Annotated in this window: 25 protein-coding genes; 19 read left to right on the forward strand and 6 right to left on the reverse strand. The window is 60.8% G+C overall.

What is annotated here, in order from left to right; all coding sequences use genetic code 11:
- The first annotated feature begins 84 nt into the window (after positions 1–84).
- Positions 85–654, forward strand: coding sequence for a 30S ribosomal protein S5 (gene rpsE, locus ACP15S_RS00235; protein ID WP_425037346.1), 570 nt, complete (start codon positions 85–87; stop codon positions 652–654).
- A 13-nt stretch (positions 655–667) separates the two neighbouring features.
- Positions 668–856, forward strand: a complete 189-nt coding sequence (gene rpmD, locus ACP15S_RS00240) for a 50S ribosomal protein L30 (protein ID WP_425037347.1) — start codon at positions 668–670, stop codon at positions 854–856.
- 98 nt (positions 857–954) lie between these two features.
- Here the strand turns inward: rpmD and ACP15S_RS00245 are convergent, their stop codons facing one another.
- Positions 955–1,362, reverse strand: a complete 408-nt coding sequence (locus ACP15S_RS00245) for a hypothetical protein (protein ID WP_425037349.1) — start codon at positions 1,360–1,362, stop codon at positions 955–957.
- A gap of 87 nt (positions 1,363–1,449) precedes the next feature.
- Positions 1,450–2,325, reverse strand: a complete 876-nt coding sequence (locus ACP15S_RS00250; protein WP_425037351.1) for a matrixin family metalloprotease — start codon at positions 2,323–2,325, stop codon at positions 1,450–1,452.
- A gap of 409 nt (positions 2,326–2,734) precedes the next feature.
- Here ACP15S_RS00250 and rplO point away from each other — a divergent pair, with 409 nt between their 5' ends.
- From rplO to ACP15S_RS00335, 17 genes are all read left to right on the forward strand, one after another.
- Positions 2,735–3,187: a 50S ribosomal protein L15 gene (gene rplO, locus ACP15S_RS00255; RefSeq protein ID WP_425037353.1), complete on the forward strand. Its 453-nt coding sequence runs from the start codon at positions 2,735–2,737 to the stop codon at positions 3,185–3,187.
- A gap of 114 nt (positions 3,188–3,301) precedes the next feature.
- Positions 3,302–4,663: a preprotein translocase subunit SecY gene (secY, locus tag ACP15S_RS00260; protein WP_425037354.1), complete on the forward strand. Its 1,362-nt coding sequence runs from the start codon at positions 3,302–3,304 to the stop codon at positions 4,661–4,663.
- A 75-nt stretch (positions 4,664–4,738) separates the two neighbouring features.
- On the forward strand, positions 4,739–5,380 hold the full coding sequence (locus ACP15S_RS00265; RefSeq protein ID WP_425037356.1) for an adenylate kinase: 642 nt from the start codon (positions 4,739–4,741) through the stop codon (positions 5,378–5,380).
- Positions 5,381–5,770: 390 nt separating this feature from the next.
- A complete protein-coding gene (gene rpsM / locus ACP15S_RS00270; protein WP_425037357.1) occupies positions 5,771–6,139 on the forward strand; it encodes a 30S ribosomal protein S13 in 369 nt (122 codons plus the stop codon).
- Positions 6,140–6,154: 15 nt separating this feature from the next.
- A complete protein-coding gene (gene rpsK / locus ACP15S_RS00275; RefSeq protein WP_425037358.1) occupies positions 6,155–6,544 on the forward strand; it encodes a 30S ribosomal protein S11 in 390 nt (129 codons plus the stop codon).
- Between the two features lie 113 nt (positions 6,545–6,657).
- Positions 6,658–7,674 carry a DNA-directed RNA polymerase subunit alpha gene (locus tag ACP15S_RS00280; protein WP_425037360.1) on the forward strand — a complete coding sequence of 339 codons (1,017 nt, stop codon included), beginning with the start codon at positions 6,658–6,660 and terminating at the stop codon, positions 7,672–7,674.
- Between the two features lie 205 nt (positions 7,675–7,879).
- A complete protein-coding gene (gene rplQ, locus ACP15S_RS00285; RefSeq protein WP_425037361.1) occupies positions 7,880–8,299 on the forward strand; it encodes a 50S ribosomal protein L17 in 420 nt (139 codons plus the stop codon).
- Between the two features lie 138 nt (positions 8,300–8,437).
- Positions 8,438–9,817 carry a trypsin-like peptidase domain-containing protein gene (locus ACP15S_RS00290; protein WP_425037363.1) on the forward strand — a complete coding sequence of 460 codons (1,380 nt, stop codon included), beginning with the start codon at positions 8,438–8,440 and terminating at the stop codon, positions 9,815–9,817.
- Between the two features lie 2 nt (positions 9,818–9,819).
- Positions 9,820–11,124: a replication-associated recombination protein A gene (locus ACP15S_RS00295; protein ID WP_425037365.1), complete on the forward strand. Its 1,305-nt coding sequence runs from the start codon at positions 9,820–9,822 to the stop codon at positions 11,122–11,124.
- Between the two features lie 32 nt (positions 11,125–11,156).
- On the forward strand, positions 11,157–11,537 hold the full coding sequence (gene crcB, locus ACP15S_RS00300; protein WP_425037367.1) for a fluoride efflux transporter CrcB: 381 nt from the start codon (positions 11,157–11,159) through the stop codon (positions 11,535–11,537).
- Positions 11,534–12,592, forward strand: coding sequence for an RluA family pseudouridine synthase (locus ACP15S_RS00305; protein WP_425037369.1), 1,059 nt, complete (start codon positions 11,534–11,536; stop codon positions 12,590–12,592). The genes crcB and ACP15S_RS00305 overlap by 4 nt, the downstream gene beginning before the upstream one ends.
- Positions 12,589–13,260: an HAD-IA family hydrolase gene (locus ACP15S_RS00310; RefSeq protein WP_425037370.1), complete on the forward strand. Its 672-nt coding sequence runs from the start codon at positions 12,589–12,591 to the stop codon at positions 13,258–13,260. The genes ACP15S_RS00305 and ACP15S_RS00310 overlap by 4 nt, the downstream gene beginning before the upstream one ends.
- Entirely contained in the window at positions 13,257–13,976 is a 720-nt protein-coding gene (locus tag ACP15S_RS00315; protein WP_425037372.1) for an ATP12 family chaperone protein, read from the forward strand. The genes ACP15S_RS00310 and ACP15S_RS00315 overlap by 4 nt, the downstream gene beginning before the upstream one ends.
- Positions 13,977–14,162: 186 nt before the next feature.
- Positions 14,163–15,182: an amino acid ABC transporter substrate-binding protein gene (locus ACP15S_RS00320; RefSeq protein ID WP_425037373.1), complete on the forward strand. Its 1,020-nt coding sequence runs from the start codon at positions 14,163–14,165 to the stop codon at positions 15,180–15,182.
- A gap of 116 nt (positions 15,183–15,298) precedes the next feature.
- Entirely contained in the window at positions 15,299–16,510 is a 1,212-nt protein-coding gene (locus ACP15S_RS00325) for an amino acid ABC transporter permease (RefSeq protein WP_425037375.1), read from the forward strand.
- Position 16,511: 1 nt separating this feature from the next.
- Positions 16,512–17,804, forward strand: coding sequence for an amino acid ABC transporter permease (locus ACP15S_RS00330; protein ID WP_425037377.1), 1,293 nt, complete (start codon positions 16,512–16,514; stop codon positions 17,802–17,804).
- Positions 17,805–17,815: 11 nt separating this feature from the next.
- The gene (locus tag ACP15S_RS00335; RefSeq protein WP_425037379.1) at positions 17,816–18,580 is read left to right on the forward strand and encodes an amino acid ABC transporter ATP-binding protein; all 765 of its coding nucleotides are present in this window, start codon (positions 17,816–17,818) and stop codon (positions 18,578–18,580) included.
- A 9-nt stretch (positions 18,581–18,589) separates the two neighbouring features.
- Here the strand turns inward: ACP15S_RS00335 and ACP15S_RS00340 are convergent, their stop codons facing one another.
- The 4 genes from ACP15S_RS00340 to argB are packed head-to-tail and all read right to left on the reverse strand — an operon-like array spanning position 18,590 to position 21,393.
- Positions 18,590–19,072: a SixA phosphatase family protein gene (locus ACP15S_RS00340; RefSeq protein ID WP_425037380.1), complete on the reverse strand. Its 483-nt coding sequence runs from the start codon at positions 19,070–19,072 to the stop codon at positions 18,590–18,592.
- Positions 19,069–19,704, reverse strand: coding sequence for a ferredoxin (locus tag ACP15S_RS00345; RefSeq protein ID WP_425037382.1), 636 nt, complete (start codon positions 19,702–19,704; stop codon positions 19,069–19,071). Before ACP15S_RS00345 ends, ACP15S_RS00340 begins: the two co-directional genes overlap by 4 nt.
- Positions 19,680–20,474, reverse strand: a complete 795-nt coding sequence (locus ACP15S_RS00350) for a sterol desaturase family protein (RefSeq protein ID WP_425037384.1) — start codon at positions 20,472–20,474, stop codon at positions 19,680–19,682. The genes ACP15S_RS00345 and ACP15S_RS00350 overlap by 25 nt, the downstream gene beginning before the upstream one ends.
- Positions 20,475–20,529: 55 nt before the next feature.
- A complete protein-coding gene (gene argB, locus ACP15S_RS00355; RefSeq protein WP_425037386.1) occupies positions 20,530–21,393 on the reverse strand; it encodes an acetylglutamate kinase in 864 nt (287 codons plus the stop codon).
- Between the last annotated feature and the right edge of the window lie 16 nt (positions 21,394–21,409).

Consider the following 21,409-nt stretch of genomic DNA (forward strand, 5'->3'; position numbering starts at 1 on the left):
TGATCGAGGCCCCGGATAATCCCCGGAGCACTGCGATTGACCAAAATCGGCGCCCGGAGCGCGCCAATCGAGAGGAATTGCCAGATGGCAGAACGTGAAAACAGAGGCCGGGGCCGCCGCGATCGCGACGAGACACCCGAATTCGCCGACCGCCTGGTCGCGATCAACCGGGTATCCAAGACCGTGAAAGGTGGTAAGCGCTTTGGCTTTGCCGCACTTGTGGTTGTGGGCGATCAAAAAGGCCGTGTCGGTTTCGGCAAAGGTAAAGCCAAAGAGGTGCCCGAGGCGATCCGCAAGGCCACCGAGCAAGCCAAGCGCCAGATGATCCGCGTGCCGCTGCGCGAAGGCCGCACGCTGCACCACGATATCGAAGGCCGTCACGGCGCCGGTAAAGTGGTCATGCGCACCGCCCCGCAAGGTACAGGTATCATCGCCGGTGGTCCAATGCGGGCCGTCTTCGAGATGCTGGGTGTTCAGGACGTTGTTGCGAAGTCCATCGGCTCGCAAAACCCCTACAACATGATCCGCGCGACCATCAACGGGCTCACTAAAGAGAGCTCGCCCCGTCAGGTCGCTCAGCGCCGTGGCAAGAAAGTGGCTGACATCCTGCGCAAGCCGGAAGAAACAGCCGCGCCCGAAGCTGCTGACGCGTAAGGAGTAAAGACCCATGGCCAAAACCATTGTTGTCAAACAAATCGGCTCCCCGATCCGCCGCCCGCAAGATCAGCGCGCGACATTGATCGGTCTGGGCCTGAACAAGATGCACAAGACGCGCGAGCTGGAAGATACCCCTTCCGTGCGCGGCATGATCCGCAAGATCCCGCATCTGGTCGAGATCGTCGAAGAGCGCGGCTAAGCCCGCCGCACTTTCAGGAATGAGAAAACGCCCCGTGGTTCCGCCACGGGGCGTTTTTGCATTTAGGAGTTGGGCGGCGTCGCGTGATGCGAGGTGGCCTATTGTCCGACCAGTGCCTCAACCTCTTGGATCAAAGCGCCCGCGCGGTCGCTGGCCAGGAAGCGTTGCGGATGGTTTGCGGAATAGGCACCGGACTTGAGCCTCTTGAGAAACCACAGGCCAGATTGGCCAACATCATGCAGCGCCATGCTGCTGTTGATGGGTTGACCGGGCTGTGGAATGGCGAGGCGGATTTGCTCTGGGGCCTCGCCCGCCAGAACATCCGTCGCCGTGATGATGCCGTAGGTCCGGCCGTCATCGGCCGTCGCCGTGCGCTCATAGGTCCCGACGATAATCAAGGATGATGTCTCAACGAGCGCTTCGGTCGTCATGCGGGCAGACATGGCCATGGCGGCTCCTCCCGGTCCGGTCAGCGCGATCAATGCAGCTAAAACAAGTGAACGCATGAAAATCCCTCTTTTGCCTTAAACATTTAGGCACAAAAAAACGCGAGCCTAGAGGGGCCCGCGTTTTCGTGATGTCAGCAGAGATGCTTACGCAGCTTTGCGGCGACGGTAGAACGCCAGGCCGCCCAGTGCCGTCAGCATCAACGGCAGACCCGCCGGAAGCGGAACCGGCGCTGTGACGATTACAGGCGCACCGTAAAGAGCAACCGCACCAGCGGCATCATCCGCAGCTGGCCCTGTGAACCCTTCGGCATAGAACGGGTTCATCAAGCTGTTCGGAACGCTTGTGTGACGCAGGCCAATGGCGTGACCGATCTCGTGGGCCATAACAGTGAAGATGTCGAAACCCGGCCCGTCGAACCCGATTTGCCACAACTCAGCCGTGTCAAAATGGATATCGCCGGCGATGGATGCGCCGTTGGGGGGCGGGAAGAACGCATGCGCGAGAACACCGCCCGGCGCCCCGAAGTCTTCATCGTCATCACCGTGACCGTCGCCGTGACCTTCAAAGACCGCGTCAAAGTCGCCAACGCCGTGGCCACCGATGCGGATGTCACCGGAAGTTGTTGGCGCGTTAACGGCGGCACCATCGTCCGCTACCTCTGTGAACGTGATGTTCGCAACAGCTTCCCAGCTGTCGAATGCGCGGCGCACTTCGGCTTCCCAACCCTCGGGCATAAAGCTGCCGAAGCTGGAGATTGTGCCGCAATTGGGATCTTCGACCGCACCGCAATTTACGCCGTCACCCATGAAGCTGTACGTGACATTCGCACCAGTCCCCAACTCTTCAGGGCCCCATTTTGTGCCAAACAGCACAAAGGGATCGTCACTGGGGCCGCCTTCGGCTTCAATGTGCTTGCGCGCTTCTTCTTCCGTTGCGAAATAGCTATCAAGCACCGCAGCGGATGCGGGAAGCGCGAAAATGGAAAGTGCCGCAGACAGCGCGACAAAAGATGTTTTCATAATTATGTCCCTCCAAAGACTTAAGAACGATTACTCGGCATCGCGTAGAGTTAACCGAGGCGTTAAGACTATTTCAACCAAACTTTCCCCTTGCCACGAAATTCTGTCCAATAAGACCAAGAGCACGGTGGATTGGTTCTAATCCTGAAACAATACGCCTAAAAATCTATCGGTCAAAGAGATTCCTGCCCCGTGTGTCCGATCCCCTCCCGCGAATCTGTCTGACCGTTCTGCGACAAAGCGCCTGATCCGGGGCCGCCGCGCGCATGCGCCCAGGCGAGAGGTCTTGTCAGCTCAGAGCCATCTCGCTATACGCGCCCGGTGGTGTAAGCCACTGCAAGAATCAATCTAGAAACGCCGTGTACATCCCACTTCGCTTCGGGGGTGCTTCCGGCAAAGGAGAAGCGATATGAAACTGCATGAATTGCGCGACAATCCCGGCGCGACCAAAACGAAAAAACGCGTGGGCCGTGGCCCCGGTTCCGGCAAGGGTAAAACCGCCGGTCGTGGTATCAAGGGTCAGAAGTCCCGCTCCGGTGTGGCGATCAATGGCTACGAGGGTGGCCAGATGCCGCTCTACCAACGCCTGCCCAAGCGCGGCTTCAACAAGCCCAACCGCAAGGCGTTTGCCGTGGTCAATCTCGGCCTGATCCAGAAATTCATCGACGCAGGCAAGCTTGATGCCGGTGAGATCACCGAGGACACGCTCGTGGCCTCCGGTCTGGTGCGCCGCAAGCTCGATGGCGTGCGCGTTCTGGCCAAGGGCGAGCTGACGGCGAAAGCCAAGATCACCGTGACAGGCGCATCGAAATCCGCTGTTGAGGCGGTCGAGAAAGCGGGCGGTTCGCTCACAACTGCGTAATGCGCTTGTGGGAGGGCCCATCGGCCCTTACATGACGCAATAGGTTTTCGACGTCGCCCGCTGGAGACCCCGGCCGGGCGACGTCTGCATTCAGACGACAGGATAAACCGGGCTATGGTATCAGCAGCAGAACAGATGGCGGCCAACACAAGCTGGGCCGCCCTCGGCAAAGCCACCGACCTGCGCAATCGCATTCTTTTCACGCTAGGCCTTTTGATCGTGTACCGTTTGGGGACGTTCATCCCCGTGCCCGGTATCGACGGTCTGGCGCTGCGTGAGTTTGTCGAGCAAGCGGGGCAGGGCATCGCGGGCATGGTCTCGATGTTTACCGGTGGCGCGCTCGGACGGATGGGTATCTTTGCCTTGGGCATCATGCCCTACATCTCCGCCTCGATCATCGTGCAACTCCTGACGGCCATGGTGCCCAAGCTTGAGCAGCTCAAGAAAGAGGGCGAGCAGGGCCGCAAGAAGATCAACCAATACACCCGTTACGGGACGGTCGTACTGGCAACGCTGCAGGCCTATGGCCTCGCGGTCAGCCTTGAAGCGGGCGATCTTGTGACCGATCCGGGCCTGTTTTTCCGCGCCTCCTGCGTGATCACACTGGTCGGCGGCACGATGTTCCTGATGTGGCTTGGCGAACAGATCACAGCGCGCGGCATCGGCAACGGTATCTCGCTCATCATCTTCGTAGGCATCATCGCCGAAGTTCCCGCCGCTCTGGCGCAGTTCTTCGCCTCTGGCCGCTCCGGCGCGCTGAGCCCTGCGGTCATCATCGGGGTGATCCTGATGGTGGTGGTGACCTTCCTCTTCGTGGTCTTCATGGAGCGGGCGCTCCGAAAAATCACGATCCAGTATCCGCGTCGTCAGCAGGGGATGAAAATATCTGAGGCGCAGCAATCGCATCTGCCCGTGAAGGTGAACCCGGCGGGCGTGATCCCGGCGATCTTCGCCTCCTCGCTGCTACTCCTGCCCACAACCATTGCGACCTTTTCGGGCCAGCAAACCAACCCGATCATGTCAACGATCCTCGCCTATTTCGGGCCGGGACAGCCGCTTTATCTGCTGTTCTTCGGGAGCATGATCGTCTTCTTCACGTATTTCTATACCTTCAACGTCAGCTTCAAAGTGGACGATGTGGCTGACAACCTGAAGAACCAGAACGGCTACGTGCCCGGCATCCGCCCCGGCAAGAACACGGCCGAATACCTCGAATACGTGGTCAACCGCGTGCTGGTGCTGGGCTCGATCTACCTGACGGTCGTCTGTCTCTTCCCGGAGATTTTGCGCGGCGAGTTGCAGATCCCGTTCTACTTCGGCGGCACGTCCGTTCTGATCGTGGTCTCCGTGGCAATGGACACGATCCAACAGGCGCAATCGCACCTTCTGGCGCACCAATACGAGGGGCTGATCCAGAAGTCGCAACTGCGCGGCCGGGGTGGGTCCAAGAAGAAACGCTCGCCGGTGCGCCGCTAACAGGCTAAGACTTTTCAAGTGGCGCGTCCGCAAGAGGCGCGCCACTTGCTTTTGAAGATCCTCGGGAGGGACATCATGAACATCATTCTGCTCGGGCCCCCGGGGGCCGGTAAAGGCACGCAGGCGCGCATCCTCGTCGAGGAACGCGGCATGGTGCAACTCTCCACCGGCGATATGCTGCGCGAGGCCAAAACCTCCGGTACGGAGATGGGCAATCGGGTGGCCGACGTCATGGCGCGGGGCGAGCTGGTCACAGATGAGATCGTGATCGGCCTCATTCGCGAAAAGTTGCAGACCGAGAAGGCCAATGGCTTCATTTTTGATGGTTTCCCGCGCACCTTGCCGCAGGCGGATGCCCTGGGCGATTTGCTCAGCGAAATGGGGCAAAGCCTCGATCGTGTCATCGAGATGCAGGTGGATGACGATGCCCTCGTCGCCCGCATCACCGCGCGCTCGACCTGTGCGGGCTGCGGCGAAGTCTACAACGACAACACCAAGCCCATTCCGTCGGACGGTAAATGCACCAATTGCGGCAAGACCGAGTTTTCCCGCCGCGCCGATGACAATGCCGAAAGCCTCAAGATCCGGCTGATGGAATACTACAAGAAGACATCTCCGCTGATCGGGTATTACTACGCCAAGGGCGCGCTCTCCTCCGTCGATGGGTTGGGTGAGATTTCCGATGTGCAGGCGGCCATTGCCGGCCACCTGGACTGATCCCTGCTTTGAGCGACGCACCCTGCGGGGCACAACCTCAGGGTGAAAGTGGGCGCAGCACTTGATCCTTTCAAGCGGCTGCTGCGGAAATTTGGATACGTCCAAAGATGTTTGTTCAGGCGGGTTTGGACAGGAATTTCCCGGCATTGCGCGCGGTCTTCCTGCGCGTGTGTGCCAGCGCACGTATGGGGCAAAGTGCAAACGGGCTTGACACCCCCCTCGAATCTCCCTAACTCGCGCTATCTCTTAAGAGATCCATACCACTGAGCGCGGGTCGCCCCCGCCGGACGTGGGATCACCTCATCGCTTGAGCCCGCGGGAAAATCCTTCGGGCTTCAGTTGTGAAAAAAGGGCCCGGGATTACGGGCTCGCAACGAAAGGACATGACACGTGGCACGTATCGCCGGCGTTAACATCCCGACCCACAAGCGGGTCCCCATCGCCCTCACTTATGTCACCGGTATCGGCCATGCATCGGCCAAAGCCATCTGCGAAGCCGTCAACATCGACGCATCCCGTCGTGTGAACGAGCTGTCTGACGCAGAAGTGCTCGCCATGCGCGAACATATCGATGCCAACTACACTGTCGAAGGCGATCTGCGCCGCGAAGTGCAGATGAACATCAAACGTCTGATGGACCTCGGCTGCTACCGCGGTCTGCGCCATCGTCGTAACCTCCCCGTGCGCGGTCAGCGGACCCACACGAACGCGCGGACGCGCAAAGGCCCGGCGAAACCCATCGCTGGCAAGAAGAAGTAAGGGAGGCCCTGATCAATGGCACGTGATACACGCAGGACCAAGAAAAAGGTCTCCAAGAACATCGCAGCTGGCGTCGCCCATGTGAACTCCAGCTTCAACAACACCAAAATCCTGATTTCCGACGTACAGGGCAACGCGATTGCGTGGTCCTCTGCCGGTACCATGGGTTTCAAAGGCTCGCGGAAATCCACACCTTACGCCGCCCAGATGGCTGCGGAAGATGCGGGCAAGAAAGCACAGGATCACGGTGTGAAAACACTGGAAGTTGAAGTGCAGGGCCCCGGTTCGGGCCGTGAATCCGCGCTGCGCGCTCTGGCCGCCATCGGGTTCAACATTACGTCGATCCGCGACGTGACGCCCATCGCGCACAACGGCTGCCGTCCGCCCAAACGCCGCCGCGTTTAAGGCACTGCATCTGTCTACCCCGTGGCTCCGTTTTCGGGGCCACGGTTTCGTCATTTCAACCTCGGGCGTTTTGCCTTTTCGGACATGGAGGCAAGACAAGTATGGAGGGACGCATGATCCATAAAAATTGGGCTGAGCTCATCAAACCTACGCAGCTGGATGTAAAACCGGGTGCGGACCCGTCGCGTATGGCCACTGTCGTCGCTGAGCCGCTGGAGCGTGGCTTTGGCCTGACACTGGGCAATGCGCTGCGTCGTGTTCTGCTGTCGTCGCTGCAAGGTGGCGCGATTACATCTGTTCAGATCGACAACGTGCTGCACGAGTTTTCCTCCGTGGCCGGTGTGCGGGAAGACGTGACCGATATCGTGCTGAACCTCAAAGGCGTGTCCCTGCGCATGGAAGTGGAAGGCCCCAAGCGGCTCTCCATCAATGCCAAGGGCCCCGGCATCGTGACGGCGGGCGATATCTCTGACAGCGCGGGGATCGAGATCCTCAACAAGGATCACGTCATTTGTCACCTCGATGACGGCGCGGATCTCTATGTCGAGCTCACCGTGAACACGGGCAAAGGCTATGTCTCTGCGGACAAGAACAAGCCGGAAGACGCGCCCATCGGTCTGATCCCGATTGATGCGATCTACTCGCCGGTCAAGAAGGTCTCCTACGATGTGCAGCCGACCCGCGAAGGTCAGGTTCTGGACTATGACAAGCTGACCATGAAGGTCGAGACGGATGGCTCCGTCACGCCCGAGGACGCCGTGGCCTTCGCCGCGCGCATCCTGCAGGATCAGCTCTCGATCTTCGTCAACTTCGACGAGCCGGAATCGGCGCGTCAGGCGGACGAGGACGATGGTCTGGAGTTCAACCCGCTGCTGCTCAAGAAGGTCGACGAGCTCGAGCTGTCCGTGCGCTCGGCCAACTGCCTGAAGAACGACAACATCGTCTACATCGGGGATCTGATCCAGAAAACCGAAGCAGAGATGCTGCGCACGCCGAACTTCGGCCGCAAGTCGCTCAACGAGATCAAGGAAGTGCTTTCGGGCATGGGTCTGCATCTCGGCATGGATGTCGAAGACTGGCCGCCGGACAATATCGAAGACCTCGCCAAGAAGTTCGAAGACAGCTTCTAAGGCGCTGAATTCCCCCGTTGCGCAGTGACCGTTCGGTCCGGCGGCGCGGCGGGGGGCATTTTGTGCGATTTGGACCCCTCATCGCACAAAACCCCTGGGCTTTGGCCCATGCGACCGGGCATCTGCCCCAAGGTGAGGACCTGACACGCATCGGGTCCCGGACAAAGCAAAACAGCCCGTAGAGGGCACATTGGAGTAAAGACACATGCGTCACGCACGAGGCTACCGCCGCCTGAACCGCACCCATGAGCACCGTAAGGCGCTTTTTTCCAACATGGCCGGTTCGCTCATCGAACATGAGCAAATCAAGACCACGCTGCCCAAGGCCAAAGAGCTCAAGCGGATCATGGACAAGCTGATCACGCTCGGCAAACGCGGCGACCTGCACGCCCGCCGCCAGGCCGCAGCGCAGCTGAAAGAAGACAAGGACGTCGCCAAACTCTTCGAGATCCTTGGCCCCCGTTATGCCGAGCGCCAGGGTGGCTACACCCGTGTTCTCAAAGCCGGTTTCCGCTATGGCGACATGGCGCCGATGGCGATCATCGAGCTTGTGGACCGCGATGTCGACGCCAAGGGCGCGGCTGACAAGGCTCGCCTCGAAGCCGCCGAGGCCGACGCAGACTAAGCGGTTTGAAATCGTTTGAAAGCGCCTCGCGGTCCACCGGCCGCGGGGCGTTTTGCTTTTGTCGTGATATGCGTATTTTGGGCCAGAAGAAGCGGGATGGTTGTTTTTGACACTCGTGTTTCGCATATGGTGATGTCAATGAAATGGGTATTGCTTATATGTTTGGCATGGATTGGCGCGGCACAGGCAGAGACCCGTGTCCCGAGCTCTTCGGCTGAGATTGCGCTGAGCTTCGCCCCTTTGGTGCAGGAGGCCGCGCCGGCCGTTGTGAATATCTACGCGCGACGGGTCGTGGAAAGCAGGCGCCGAAGCCCCTTCGCCAACGATCCGTTCTTCCGCGATTTTTTCCGGGAGTTTGGCCAAACGCGCCCTCGCATTCAGAATTCACTGGGCTCTGGCGTTATTCTCTCGGCGGATGGCATTGTCGTGTCCAACTACCATGTGGTGGGGCAAGCGACGGATATTCGTGTGGTTTTGAAGGATCGCCGGGAGTTTTCGGCGCGTGTCCTGCTGGGCGATGAAGAAAGCGATTTGGCGATCCTGCAGCTTGAGGGCGCGCAAGACATGCCGCATCTGGCGCTGCGCGACAGTAACACGGTTGAAGTTGGTGAGTTGGTCCTGGCCATTGGCAATCCTTTTGGGGTTGGGCAGACGGTCAGCTCGGGGATCGTGTCCGGGCTGGCGCGATCCGGCACCGCTACGGGCAATGGCCGGGGGTATTTCATTCAAACAGATGCGCCAATCAACCCGGGCAACTCGGGGGGGGCCTTGGTGGATATGCAGGGCCGTCTCATCGGCGTGAACACATCGATCCTGACGCGCTCCGGCGGCTCAAACGGGATTGGATTTGCAATTCCGGCCTCGCTTGTCGCTCAGTTTGTCACTCAGGCCCGCGCGGGGGCCGGTGCGTTCTTGCGACCCTGGGCGGGCATTACGGGGCAGGCTGTGAGCGCGGATTTGGCCGAAAGCCTCGGCCTGCAGATCCCCGAGGGCGTGGTCGTCGCTGAGTTGCACCCGGCCAGCCCTTTTGTCGTGGCAGGGCTCGCGCCGGGAGATGTCATCACACAGGTGGATCGCCTACCGGTCAACACACCGGCGGAGATGTTGTTTCACATGTCAGTGAAAGGCATCGGCGCGGAGGCGGAGATCACCTTTCTGCGCGGGGGGCTGCCATCGACCGTGTCGGTGCCATTGATCCTGCCGCCAGATGTCCCCGACCGTGAGGCTATGGTCCTCGGGCGCCGCGATATTCTCGAGGGGCTTGCGTTGGCGCGGGTCAACCCGGCCGTCAGTTCTGAGTTGGGTCTGCCGATCCAATCCGAAGGTGTGGTTGTCACGGATCCGGGTCCCCTGGGGGCGCGGGTCGGTCTGCGCCTGGGGGATCTCGTTTTGGGCGTGGACGGTCGTGCCGTTGATCGGCCAACCGACATGGCGCGCGCGTTGCGGCGCGCGGCGGGCAGCACAACGATTGTGGTCAACCGTCAGGGACGGCGCGTGACCTTGCGGTTTCGGATCTGAGGATGGCGGATCTCTTTGACACAGACGGCCCGGTTGATGATGCCCCGCGCCCGCTGGCAGACAGGCTGCGGCCCCAAGTCCTGACCGATGTGATCGGTCAAACCCAGCTTTTGGGGGCGGACGGCCCGCTGACGGTCATGCTGGGGTCCAAGGCGCTTGGTTCGATCGTGTTTTGGGGGCCGCCCGGGGTCGGGAAGACGACGATTGCGCGGCTTCTGGCACAAGAGAGCGATCTGCATTTCGTCCAGATCAGCGCCATCTTCACAGGTGTGCCGGAGCTTAGAAAGGTCTTTGAGGCCGCGAAACTCAGGCGTCAGCAGGGGCAGGGCACCTTGCTGTTCGTGGATGAAATCCACCGGTTCAACAAAGCGCAACAGGACGGCTTTCTGCCCCATATGGAAGACGGCACGATTGTACTCGTCGGTGCCACGACGGAAAACCCGAGCTTTGAGCTGAACTCTGCGATCCTGAGCCGCGCGCAGGTCATGACGTTGACACGGCTTGATTTGACCGAGATGGAGCTTTTGGCACAGCGGGCCGAAAAAGCGCTGGAGCGAAGTCTGCCGCTTGACGGGCACGCGCGCGAACAGCTGCTTGAGATGGCTGATGGGGACGGGCGCGCGCTTCTCAATCTGGTTGAGCAGGTCGCCGCCTGGAGGGTTGAGGGCAAACTCACACCTGAGCAGCTGGGCCAGCGATTGCAACGGCGCGCCGCGCAATACGACAAGTCGGGTGATGCGCATTACAACCTGATCTCGGCTCTGCACAAATCGGTGCGCGGTTCGGACCCTGATGCTTCGCTCTACTGGTTTGCGCGCATGCTCGAGGGGGGCGAAGACCCGCGCTTTCTGGCCCGCCGCATCACGCGTATGGCTGTGGAAGACATTGGCCTCGCTGATCCGCAGGCGCAGGCCGTGTGTCTGCAAAGCTGGGAAACCTATGAGCGCCTGGGCTCTCCTGAAGGCGAATTGGCGCTGGCGCAGGCGGTGGTTTATCTGGCGCTCGCACCGAAATCCAACGCAACCTACGTGGCTTACAAGGCGGCGCGCCGTGCCGCCAAGGACACAGGCTCCGCCCCGCCGCCCAAGCATATTCTGAACGCGCCGACATCGTTGATGAAAACCGAAGGCTATGGCGCGGGCTATGCCTATGATCACGACGCGGAAGATGGGTTCTCCGGCCAGAATTATTTCCCCGATGAGATGCAGCGCCCGGGCTTCTACGCGCCTGTCGAGCGTGGGTTCGAGCGTGATCTGAAAAAGCGCGTGGAGTATTTCGCGCGGCTCAGAGCCAAACGGTCAACTTGACATGCGCCAGCCCGCGCGCGAGAGGGGGCAGCATGTGGATCACACTCGCACAAGTTGCCCTCGGAGGCGCGATAGGCGCGGCACTGCGCTTTGGCGCTGGCGTCATGATCCTCCGCGCGCTGGGGCCCATGGCCTTTCCGCTGGGCGTGATCAGCGTCAATATTCTGGGATCCTTTCTGATGGGCTTCTTTGTCGTTCTGGCGGCGCAAAAGGGTCTGACGGCCTGGGGGCCTTTTGTGATGACAGGCGTGCTGGGCGGGTTCACGACCTTCTCGGCGTTTTCGCTTGAAACCGTGACACTGCTGGAGCGCGGCCAGCTCGGGTTGGCAATGGCCTATGTCGTGGGGTCGGTGGTCTTGTCAGTGGGTGGGCTTTACGTAGGCGTCACGATGGCGCGAGGGATTTGGGCATGAGCTTTGTGCAAAAACGTGTGATTGCGGAGGCGGATGCGGGCCAGCGGCTCGATCGCTGGCTCAAGCGCACCTTTCCGCAAATGGGGCAGGGCCGCATCGAGAAGGCTTGCCGCAAGGGCGAGCTGCGTATCGATGGAGGGCGTGTGAAGCCGTCTACGCGGATCGAGGCGGGACAGGAAGTGCGCATCCCCCCTCTGCCCAAGCCGGAAGATGCCAAGCAAGACGCGCCGCAGGCCAAACCCAAGGCGCGGATCACGCGGGCCGATGCCGAGCTGATGGAATCGAGTGTGATTTACCGCGATGATCATATCATCGCGATCAACAAACCGCCCGGATTGCCCACGCAAGGCGGCAGCAAGCAGACGCGTCATGTGGATGGCCTGTCCGAGGCCTTGCGCTTTGGTTTTGAGGAGAAGCCGCGGCTGGTGCATAGGCTGGACAAGGATACATCAGGCGTTCTGATCCTCGCGCGCACCCGCGCCGCAGCGCAGGCCATGACGGCCGCTTTGCGCCATAAGCAGACCCGCAAGATCTACTGGGCGCTCGTGGCAGGTGTCCCGGTGCCCTATCTCGGCGAGATCAAATACGGGCTTATGAAGGCGGCAGGCCATGGCCGGTCGGGTGAAGGCGAGAAGATGATCTGCGTCCACCCTCGGGAGGTGGAACGGACGGAGGGCGCCAAACGCGCTATCACGCAATACGCGACGCTCTACCGAGTGGCGAGCCGGGCGGCCTGGGTCGCGATGGAGCCCATCACCGGGCGGACCCATCAGCTGCGCGCGCATATGGCGGAGATCGGGCATCCTATCGTGGGCGATGGCAAATACGGCGGCTCGAGCCAGGACAATATGGGCGATGGCTGGGGTGCAGGCGTGGGCGGCGTCATTTCCAAGAAGCTGCATCTGCATGCCCGCACCATGCGGTTTGAACATCCCGTGACCAAGCAAGAGACAACCATTCACGCAGAGCTGCCGCCGCACATGGCTGACACCTGGAACACGCTCGGCTGGACGCCTGATCTTGCCGCCGAAGATCCATTCGAGAGCTTGCTGTGAAACTGATTGTCTTTGATGTCGATGGCACGCTTGTCGATAGCCAGGGCGATATTCTCGCGGCCATGACACGCGCCTTTGAGGGTGAGGGGCTCACACCTCCTGCGCGGGAGGCCGTGCTTTCGATTGTGGGGCTGTCGCTGCCGCAGGCGATGGCGCGGTTGGCGCCTCAAACGGATGTTGTCCAACAGGATCGGCTGACCGAAGGGTACAAGGACGCATACGTCGCGCTGCGCGCGGAGAATGGCGTCGCGCAGTCTTCGCCGCTCTATCCCGGCGTGCGCGCGATGCTTGATCGGTTGTCGGAACGCGAGGATCTGCTGCTTGGTGTGGCGACGGGCAAATCTCGCCGTGGGCTGGACAAGCTGATCGCGGGTCACGGGTTGGGGGGTGTGTTCGTGACCGAGCAGGTCGCGGATTTTCACCCCTCCAAGCCGCATCCTGCGATGTTGCACAGCGCCATGGCCGAGGCAGACGTTCAGGCCCGCGATACGCTGATGTTGGGAGATACGAGCTTTGACATGGACATGGCCCATGCGGCGGGCTGCACAGGCATCGGCGTCTCGTGGGGATATCATCCGGTGTCGGCGCTGGCCCGCGCGGCGCATATCATAGATGACATCGGTGCTTTGGATGGGATCATCAGAGACATTTGGGGGATGTCCTCATGAGTGAATGGAAAGCAAAACGGTTTTGGACGGAGGTCAGCGTCGTTGAAGAGGAGCGCGGTTTCGCGATCCTGTTGGATGGGCGCCCCGTGCGTACGCCCGCCAAAACGCAAGTGATTGTGCCCACAGACGCCCTCGCGCAGGAAATCGCGCAGGAGTGGGAGGCGCAGGAGGGTGAGATTGATCCGCGCGCCATGCTGTTTACCCGCACGGCCAACGCGGCGCTGGACAAAGTGACGGCTCAGCGTGAGGAAGTGATCGAGATGTTGGCAGAATACGGTGCCAGCGATCTGACCTGCTACCGCGCGAGCGATCCCGAGGGCCTTGTTGCGCGTCAGGCCGAGGCCTGGGATCCGCTCATCGAATGGGCCGCTGACACGTTTGACGCGCGTTTGAAGCCCACGACGGGCGTCATGTATGCGGCGCAAGACCAAACCGCGCTTGAGCGTTTGAAAGCACCGATTGACCGGATGTCTGTGTTCGAAATTGCAGCCTTTCACGATCTCGTCTCGCTGTCGGGGTCTTTGCTGATCGCATTGGCCACAACGCGGAATTACGCGCCGCTGGATGACCTCTGGGCCCGCTCGAGGGTCGATGAAACATGGCAGGAAGAGCAATGGGGCGAGGACGAAGAAGCAAGCGCTCTCGCGGCTCATAAACGCTCCGAATTCATGCACGCCGGACGTGTTTGGCACACGCTTTCTCTCAAAAAAGGCTAGTTTACCCGGCGGAAAGTGCCATTTGGGAATGTGAAAGCTCTTTTGCAAGCCTTGACGTTTCCAAATGAATCCCATCATTCTTGTTTATGTCAGAGGGGTTGTGGCCCCTTTTTCAACTCGTGTCTGGCGCCCAGGCGCCAAAAAACGCCGCCTCACTCATGGCGGTGAAAACAGGAAGAGGTAAACATGAAAAAATCCGTATTTCTCGGTGCGCTGACGGTTGCCGGTCTCGCGGCTGGCGCGGCAGCGGCAGGTACGCTGGATGACGTACAAGCCCGTGGCAAGCTGAATTGTGGTGTGACCACAGGTCTCGTCGGCTTCGCAGCGCCTGACGCCAACGGCGAATGGCAGGGCTTTGACGTTGCTGTCTGCCGTGCGGTTGCAGCCGCCGTGCTTGGCGATGCAAGCGCCGTTGAGTTTGTTCCCACAACAGGCAAGACACGCTTCACAGCGCTGGCCTCCGGTGAGATCGACATGCTCGCGCGTAACACAACGTGGACATTCTCCCGCGACGTCGACCTGAAGTTCGAATTCGTCGGGATCAACTACTACGACGGTCAGGGCTTCATGGTCCCCAAAGAGCTCGGCGTGTCCTCCGCCAAGGAGCTTGATGGCGCGACAGTCTGCATCCAGACCGGTACAACAACCGAGCTGAACCTCGCTGACTTCTTCCGCACCAACAACATCAGCTACGAGCCCGTTCCGATCGAGACAAACGCTGAAGCGCAGCCGCTCTATCTCGACGGCGCATGCGACGTCTACACGACAGACGCCTCCGGCCTCGCCGCGACACGTGCCGCGTTTGAGAACCCCGGCGATCACGTGATCCTGCCTGAGATCATCTCCAAAGAGCCGCTCGGCCCGCTTGTCCGCCACGGCGACAACGACTGGGGTGACATTGTCCGCTGGACACTGAACGCTCTGATCGCAGCTGAAGAGCTGGGTGTGACATCCGCAAATGTGGCCGAGCTCGGCGCATCCGCAGGTGCCAACCCCGAGATCAACCGCCTGCTGGGCACGGAAGGCACGCTGGGCGAGATGCTCGGCCTCGACGCTGACTGGGCCAAGAAAGCCATCATGGTTGGCGGCAACTACGGCGAGATCTTTGAGGGCAACATCGGTGAGGCAACGCCCATCGGTCTGGCTCGCGGCCTGAACGCCCAGTGGACAGACGGCGGCCTGCTTTACGCACCGCCCTTCCGTTAAGCACTTTGATGAAGGGCGCGGCATAAACCGCGCCCTTTGTTCTCTGAAGCGCAAAAAACCTCGGCCCGGACCAATAATGCGCTCAGACTGATCGGGTCGAACACGGGGAAAAATCAATGTCAACGCTATCCGACCCGCCGCGCGCGTCGTTCCAGCTGTCTATGCTGTTGAGCGATACGCGCTACCGCGGGTATACTTTCCAAGCCATTGCCTTGCTGGTCCTGATTGTTGCGATTGCCTATCTGGCGAACAATCTGGTCAACAATCTCGCTGCGGCGGGCCTCAATATCTCTTACGAATTTCTGGGTGAGCCTGCGGGCTATGATATCGCCCAATCGCTGATCCCCTACACGAGCCAGTCCTCGCACATGCAGGCGGCCTGGGTGGGCATTCTGAATACACTCCTCGTGGCTTTTCTGGCCTGTATCACAGCGACTATTCTGGGCGTGATCGCGGGTGTGTTGCGTCTGTCAAAGAACTGGCTCGTCTCCAAGCTGATGTCAGCTTATGTGGAGGCCTTCCGCAACGTGCCCGTGCTGATCTGGATCCTGATCATCAACACCGTCGTGATCCTGATGCCGGCGCCGCGCGCCTATCGCGGCGAGACGCCGGATGTGGAGATGCTCTTCGGCGCCATCGCCTACACCAATCGCGGCATCTACATCCCCGCGCCCGTGTGGGGGCCGGGCTCTATGATCGTCGTGCTGACCTTTCTGGCCTCGCTTGTGGGGATCTATTTCTTCCGCCGCTGGGCCACGGCGCAGCTTTATGACCATGGGCGCGATATCAACAAGCTCTGGCCGACGCTGGGCATTCTGATTGTCCCGACGACCCTGATGTATTTCATCATGGGCTCGCCCATCGGGATCGAATACCCCGAATTGCGTGGCTTCAACTTCCAGGACGGGATCCAGATCCAGCGCTCGCTCATCGCGCTCTGGCTGGCGCTCTCGATCTATACCGGGGCCTTTATCGCAGAGAACGTGCGCGCCGGTATTCAGGCGATTTCCAAGGGTCAGACAGAGGCCGCGGCCTCGCTCGGTCTGCGCCCGGGCCGGATCATGAACCTCGTGGTGCTGCCGCAAGCGCTTCGCGTGATCATCCCGCCGCTGATCTCGCAATTCCTGAACATCACCAAGAACTCCTCGCTGGCGATTGCGGTTGGCTATGCCGACATCACCGCAACGCTGGGTGGGATCACCCTCAACCAAACGGGCCGCGCGATTGAATGCGTGCTCCTGCTGATGCTGTTCTACCTCATCATCAGCCTGAGCATCTCCGCAATCATGAACGTCTATAACGCGTCCGTCGCATTGAAGGAGCGCTGAGATGTCTGCACGTGACACCAATGTCGCCTTTGTGCGCACTGAAGAGATACCCCCAAGCCCGCCGCCCGCCTCTGTCCAGGGGCCCGTGGCCTGGGCGCGGGAGAACCTCTTCTCCTCCATCCCCTACACAATCCTGACGCTGGTCTCGCTTTATGTGATCTATGTCCTGCTCTCGGGGTTTCTGGGGTGGTTCTTCAACGGGGTCTGGAACACAGGCTCGATTCGGGAATGCCGTGAAGTGCTTGAGGGCGCGTCTGGCGGGTGTTTCTCGGTGCTCTCCGAGCGCTGGAACCAGCTGCTCTTCGGCATCGCCTATCCGCAGGAGCAATACTGGCGCCCGACGCTGGCCTTCATCCTGCTCTTCGTGGCCGCCGCGCCCGTGATGTTCTCGGCCCTGCCGCGCAAGATGCTGCTCTTCACGGCAATCTACCCGTTCCTCGCATTCTGGCTGATCTGGGGCGGCACGATCCTGACGCCACTCATGGCAATGGCAGGCTTTGTCGTGGGCTACATCGCCTTCGACCGGCTTGGCAAAGACTCCTTCGCCATCGGTTTCTTTGGTGGCGTAGCGGCCGCATTGATCACCTGGTACATCGGTGGTTTCATCTCCGGTGCGGCACCGGGCTTGCTGGCGTTTGAGCCCGTCGCCTCGCGCGACATGGGGGGCTTCATGCTCAACATGATTCTGGGCACCGTCTGCGTCTCGCTCTCGCTGCCTCTGGGCATCGCGTTGGCGCTGGGGCGGCAGTCGGACCTGTTGATCATCAAATGGATCTGCGTGGTCTTCATCGAGTTCATCCGGGGCGTGCCGCTCATCACGTTGCTCTTCGTGGCAAACGTGGTGCTGGCCTATTTCCTGCCGCCGGGCACGAATTTCGACCTAATCCTGCGGGTGATCATCATGATCACGATGTTCTCGGCGGCCTATATCGCCGAGGTGATCCGGGGTGGCCTCGCCGCTCTGCCACGCGGGCAATATGAAGCAGCGGACAGCCTTGGCCTCGATTATGCGCAGTCCATGCGCCTGATCATCCTGCCGCAAGCGCTCAAGATCTCCATCCCGGGCATCGTGAACGTGGCCGTGGGGCTGTTCAAGGATACCACGCTCGTCTCGGTCATCTCGATGTTCGACCTTGTGGGCATGATCCGCGGCCCGATCCTCGCCTCAGCCGATTGGAACGGTGTGTATTGGGAGCTCTTTGGCTTCGCGGCACTGCTGTTCTTCGTCGTCTGCTACGGCATTTCACAATACTCGCAATGGCTCGAACGCCAACTTGCGACAGATCACAGATAGGGAGCTCCGCCATGTCAGAAGCTCAAATGCAAGTCTCGGATGAGGTCGCGATCTCCATCCAGAACATGAACAAGTGGTACGGCTCGTTCCACGTGCTGCGCGACATTGACCTGACGGTCTATCGCGGCGAGCGAATCGTGATTGCGGGGCCCTCGGGCTCGGGCAAATCCACGCTCATCCGCTGCATCAATGCCCTGGAGGAGCATCAGAAGGGCACGATCGAGGTCGATGGCACGTTGCTGTCCTCCGATATCAAGAACATCGACACGATCCGCTCAGAGGTCGGCATGTGCTTCCAGCACTTCAATCTCTTCCCGCATTTGACGATCCTTGAGAATTGCACGCTGGCGCCGATCTGGGTGCGCAAGACGCCCAAGAAGGAAGCCGAAGAAACGGCGATGCACTTCCTCGAAAAGGTCAAGATCCCCGAGCAGGCCGATAAATACCCGGGCCAACTCTCGGGTGGTCAGCAGCAGCGTGTGGCGATTGCCCGTTCGCTCTGCATGCGTCCGCGCATCATGCTCTTTGACGAGCCGACCTCGGCGCTTGACCCGGAAATGATCTCCGAAGTGCTGGATACGATGGTGCAGCTTGCCGAAGAAGGCATGACCATGCTCTGCGTGACCCACGAGATGGGCTTTGCCCGCAAAGTGGCCAATCGCGTGATCTTCATGGATGCCGGTCAGATCGTGGAGCAGAACGAGCCTGAGGAGTTCTTCGAGAACCCGCAGAACGAACGCACGAAGCTCTTCCTGAGCCAGATCCTCGGGCACTGACCTCTCAGGTCACTCTTGATCCAACAGCGCGCGCGGGATGACAAAGTCCCGCGCGTTTGCCGTTCCGAAGGCGGGCGCGCCGTCAAAATCTGCGATGAGTGTTGCACCCGTGGGATAATCCCAGAAGCGCGCATGGTCAGGTCTTTGCCTCACGATGCGATCCGCAAACTCGGCAATGCCCGGGTTATGCCCGATCAGCAGGATCGTTTGCGCCTCCGCACTTTGCAACACGTCCATCATTGCCTCAGCCTCCGCATGGTACAGCGCGCGGGTGTAGCGGCTTTCGCAGGTCAGCCGCAGGCCCTCGAAGGTCTCCATCGTGCGCCGGGAAGATGAGATCAGCGCGACATCGGGCAGATAGCCCTCCGCGCGCAACCAATCACCCAGAGCTTTGGCCGAACGCGCACCGCGCCCGTTGAGCGGGCGGTCATGGTCGCGCATCCCCGGATGATCCCAGCTCGATTTGCAATGCCGCATCAGGATCAGCCTCATGACGCCCCCATGAACGCGCGCATGTGAAAGGCGGTCTGTTCGGGATCGCGGCCAAAGCGCTGCCCCACCGGGCAGACGCGCCGCACGAGGCAGCCCCCTTCGCGACAGTCGCGCCCGGCGTCGCTCGCCACGTGAGCCTTGCATCGGGGCACATCATAGTCCTGATCGGGCGCCAATGCGCCCACAGGGCAGGCTGTGGTGCAGGGCGCGGCACAGGTGGGGCAGGGGCTCGCCAAAGCTGCTGCGTCAATCTCCCGGTCGAAAACCAGCGCGCCGCGAAAGCTGATCCAGAAGCCCGCACGCGCATGGACCAACATGCCCACCGGGCTCGGGAAGGTCTCGCCGCTCTCAAAGGCCCAGCGGATGAAGGGCGCATAGGGCGGCCCGCCAAAGGGATAGACCACGCCTTGCGCACCGGTCTGTTCCGCGATCATGGGCATGATCCGCTGCGACCAGCGATCCAGCGCATCGCTGGCACCGTCCTGATACTCAAGGCTGGCGGTAAACAGAGGCCAGAACGCCGCCCCCGTGCCCACAAGCACATGGCTGCGTCCATCGTCCTGCATCACGCCCAGCGTCGTCAGGGCATGGGCCGCGCAGGCGGTCTCTATCTCTTCGCGAAAGGCAACCACAGGCTCCACCCCAGTTTGGAGGGGCGTTCGTCCTGCCACTCAAGGCCAATGGCCATCTTGTCATGCCCCTCGGCGGGCTGGGCGATATAGGTGCCAAACACGCGATCCCAGATCGAGAGGGCAAAGCCGTAATTGCTGTCATGCTCCGCGCGGTTCACGGAATGGTGCACCCGGTGCATATCCGGCGTGACCAGCACGAGCCGCAGCACCCGATCCAGCCAGAGTGGAAGGCGCAGGTTCGCGTGGTTGAACATGGCTGTGCCGTTGAGCAGGATCTCGAACACGATCACCGCCAGCGCCGCCGGGCCCAGCAGATAGACCAGCCCGATCTTGAGCACCATCGAGAGTGCAATTTCGACAGGGTGAAACCGGATCGCCGTGGTCACATCGATATCGGTATCCGCGTGATGCACGCGGTGTAGCCGCCACAAAAGCGGGATCTTGTGGGTGATGAGATGCTGCGCCCAGATCGCGAAATCGAGGATCAGGATCGCCAGCAGAAACTCCAGCCACAGCGGTAATCCAAGGATATTGAACAGGCCCCATCCCTGTATCTGCGCATCCACCGCCGCGCCCACAGCCAGAAACGGCAGCACCACGGCCAGCGCGCGCAGCGCCAGCGTATTGATGAGCGTGAAGCCCCAATTGGTGATCCAGCGGCGCGGCTTGGACCCGCCCAGCGGCCTGCGCGGCGCCAGCGTTTCCAGCAGCGCCAGGCATGCAAACAGGCCCAGAAAGATCGTGAGGCGAATGGCGGCTTCGTTTTCCATATGGTGCAATCTAGGGGCGCGCGGGGCACGCGGCAAATCACGACCGCGCGGGGGCTTAGCCTGCGCGGATCAACGAGCCAGCGCCATGCTCGGTAAAGAGCTCCAACAGGCAGGCATTGGGCGCGCGCCCATCGAGGATTACGGCGGCGCGCACACCGAATTCCACGGCATCCACGGCGGTCTCCGTCTTGGGTATCATGCCGCCTGCGATGGTGCCATCGGCGGTCATGGCGCGGACTTGGCTGGCGGTCAGCTCTGTCACGACCTCGCCGCTGTCGTCCTTGACGCCGGAGACATCGGTCAGCAGGAGCAGGCGATCAGCCTTGAGTGCCGCTGCAATGGCGCCTGCGGCTGTGTCACCATTCACATTCAGCGTTCCGCCATCCTTGCCAGCGCCCAGGGGCGCGATCACGGGGATCACACCAGCCTCGAACATATCTGTCAGTATAGAGGCATCGATCCGAGACGGATGACCAACGAGGCCTAATTCGGGGCGCGGAATATCGCAGGTCATCAGGCTGGCGTCCTTGCCAGAGAGGCCCACGGCGCGCCCGCCCTGTTCGTTAACCGCTTGCACGATTCGCTTGTTCACGACGCCGGAGAGCACCATCTCGACAACTTCAACCGTCTGCGCATCCGTCACGCGTTTGCCATCCACAAAGTCAGACTGGATATCGAGCCGCTTGAGCATCGCGTTGATCATCGGCCCGCCGCCATGCACGATCACAGGGTTCACACCGACCTGCCGCATCAACACGACATCGCGCGCAAATTCCTCCATCGCCTCGTCCGAGCCCATCGCATGTCCGCCCAATTTGATGACGACGATGGCACCGGAATAGCGCTGCAGATAGGGCAACGCCTGGTTCAGTGTGCGGGCGGTGGCGATCCAATCGCGGTTCATATCTTGCTTTCTCATCTGCGTCCCTCAGCTT

Source organism: Primorskyibacter sp. S187A, from assembly GCF_049800955.1.
Lineage (GTDB): Bacteria > Pseudomonadota > Alphaproteobacteria > Rhodobacterales > Rhodobacteraceae > JAKVBH01.

What these genes read in the sequence shown, in the direction of transcription:
- ACP15S_RS00350 (WP_425037384.1), bottom strand. Translation starts at nt 20,474, where the DNA reads ATGGAAAACGAAGCCGCCATTCGCCTCACGATCTTTCTGGGCCTGTTT.
- ACP15S_RS00340 (WP_425037380.1), bottom strand. Translation starts at nt 19,072, where the DNA reads ATGAGGCTGATCCTGATGCGGCATTGCAAATCGAGCTGGGATCATCCG.
- ACP15S_RS00335 (WP_425037379.1), top strand. Translation starts at nt 17,816, where the DNA reads ATGTCAGAAGCTCAAATGCAAGTCTCGGATGAGGTCGCGATCTCCATC.
- rpsK (WP_425037358.1), top strand. Translation starts at nt 6,155, where the DNA reads ATGGCACGTGATACACGCAGGACCAAGAAAAAGGTCTCCAAGAACATC.
- ACP15S_RS00305 (WP_425037369.1), top strand. Translation starts at nt 11,534, where the DNA reads ATGAGCTTTGTGCAAAAACGTGTGATTGCGGAGGCGGATGCGGGCCAG.
- ACP15S_RS00250 (WP_425037351.1), bottom strand. Translation starts at nt 2,325, where the DNA reads ATGAAAACATCTTTTGTCGCGCTGTCTGCGGCACTTTCCATTTTCGCG.
- rplO (WP_425037353.1), top strand. Translation starts at nt 2,735, where the DNA reads ATGAAACTGCATGAATTGCGCGACAATCCCGGCGCGACCAAAACGAAA.
- rplQ (WP_425037361.1), top strand. Translation starts at nt 7,880, where the DNA reads ATGCGTCACGCACGAGGCTACCGCCGCCTGAACCGCACCCATGAGCAC.
- ACP15S_RS00330 (WP_425037377.1), top strand. Translation starts at nt 16,512, where the DNA reads ATGTCTGCACGTGACACCAATGTCGCCTTTGTGCGCACTGAAGAGATA.
- ACP15S_RS00295 (WP_425037365.1), top strand. Translation starts at nt 9,820, where the DNA reads ATGGCGGATCTCTTTGACACAGACGGCCCGGTTGATGATGCCCCGCGC.
- argB (WP_425037386.1), bottom strand. Translation starts at nt 21,393, where the DNA reads ATGAGAAAGCAAGATATGAACCGCGATTGGATCGCCACCGCCCGCACA.
- rpmD (WP_425037347.1), top strand. Translation starts at nt 668, where the DNA reads ATGGCCAAAACCATTGTTGTCAAACAAATCGGCTCCCCGATCCGCCGC.
- ACP15S_RS00265 (WP_425037356.1), top strand. Translation starts at nt 4,739, where the DNA reads ATGAACATCATTCTGCTCGGGCCCCCGGGGGCCGGTAAAGGCACGCAG.
- secY (WP_425037354.1), top strand. Translation starts at nt 3,302, where the DNA reads ATGGTATCAGCAGCAGAACAGATGGCGGCCAACACAAGCTGGGCCGCC.
- ACP15S_RS00325 (WP_425037375.1), top strand. Translation starts at nt 15,299, where the DNA reads ATGTCAACGCTATCCGACCCGCCGCGCGCGTCGTTCCAGCTGTCTATG.
- ACP15S_RS00245 (WP_425037349.1), bottom strand. Translation starts at nt 1,362, where the DNA reads ATGCGTTCACTTGTTTTAGCTGCATTGATCGCGCTGACCGGACCGGGA.
- ACP15S_RS00280 (WP_425037360.1), top strand. Translation starts at nt 6,658, where the DNA reads ATGATCCATAAAAATTGGGCTGAGCTCATCAAACCTACGCAGCTGGAT.
- rpsE (WP_425037346.1), top strand. Translation starts at nt 85, where the DNA reads ATGGCAGAACGTGAAAACAGAGGCCGGGGCCGCCGCGATCGCGACGAG.
- crcB (WP_425037367.1), top strand. Translation starts at nt 11,157, where the DNA reads ATGTGGATCACACTCGCACAAGTTGCCCTCGGAGGCGCGATAGGCGCG.
- ACP15S_RS00290 (WP_425037363.1), top strand. Translation starts at nt 8,438, where the DNA reads ATGAAATGGGTATTGCTTATATGTTTGGCATGGATTGGCGCGGCACAG.
- ACP15S_RS00320 (WP_425037373.1), top strand. Translation starts at nt 14,163, where the DNA reads ATGAAAAAATCCGTATTTCTCGGTGCGCTGACGGTTGCCGGTCTCGCG.
- ACP15S_RS00315 (WP_425037372.1), top strand. Translation starts at nt 13,257, where the DNA reads ATGAGTGAATGGAAAGCAAAACGGTTTTGGACGGAGGTCAGCGTCGTT.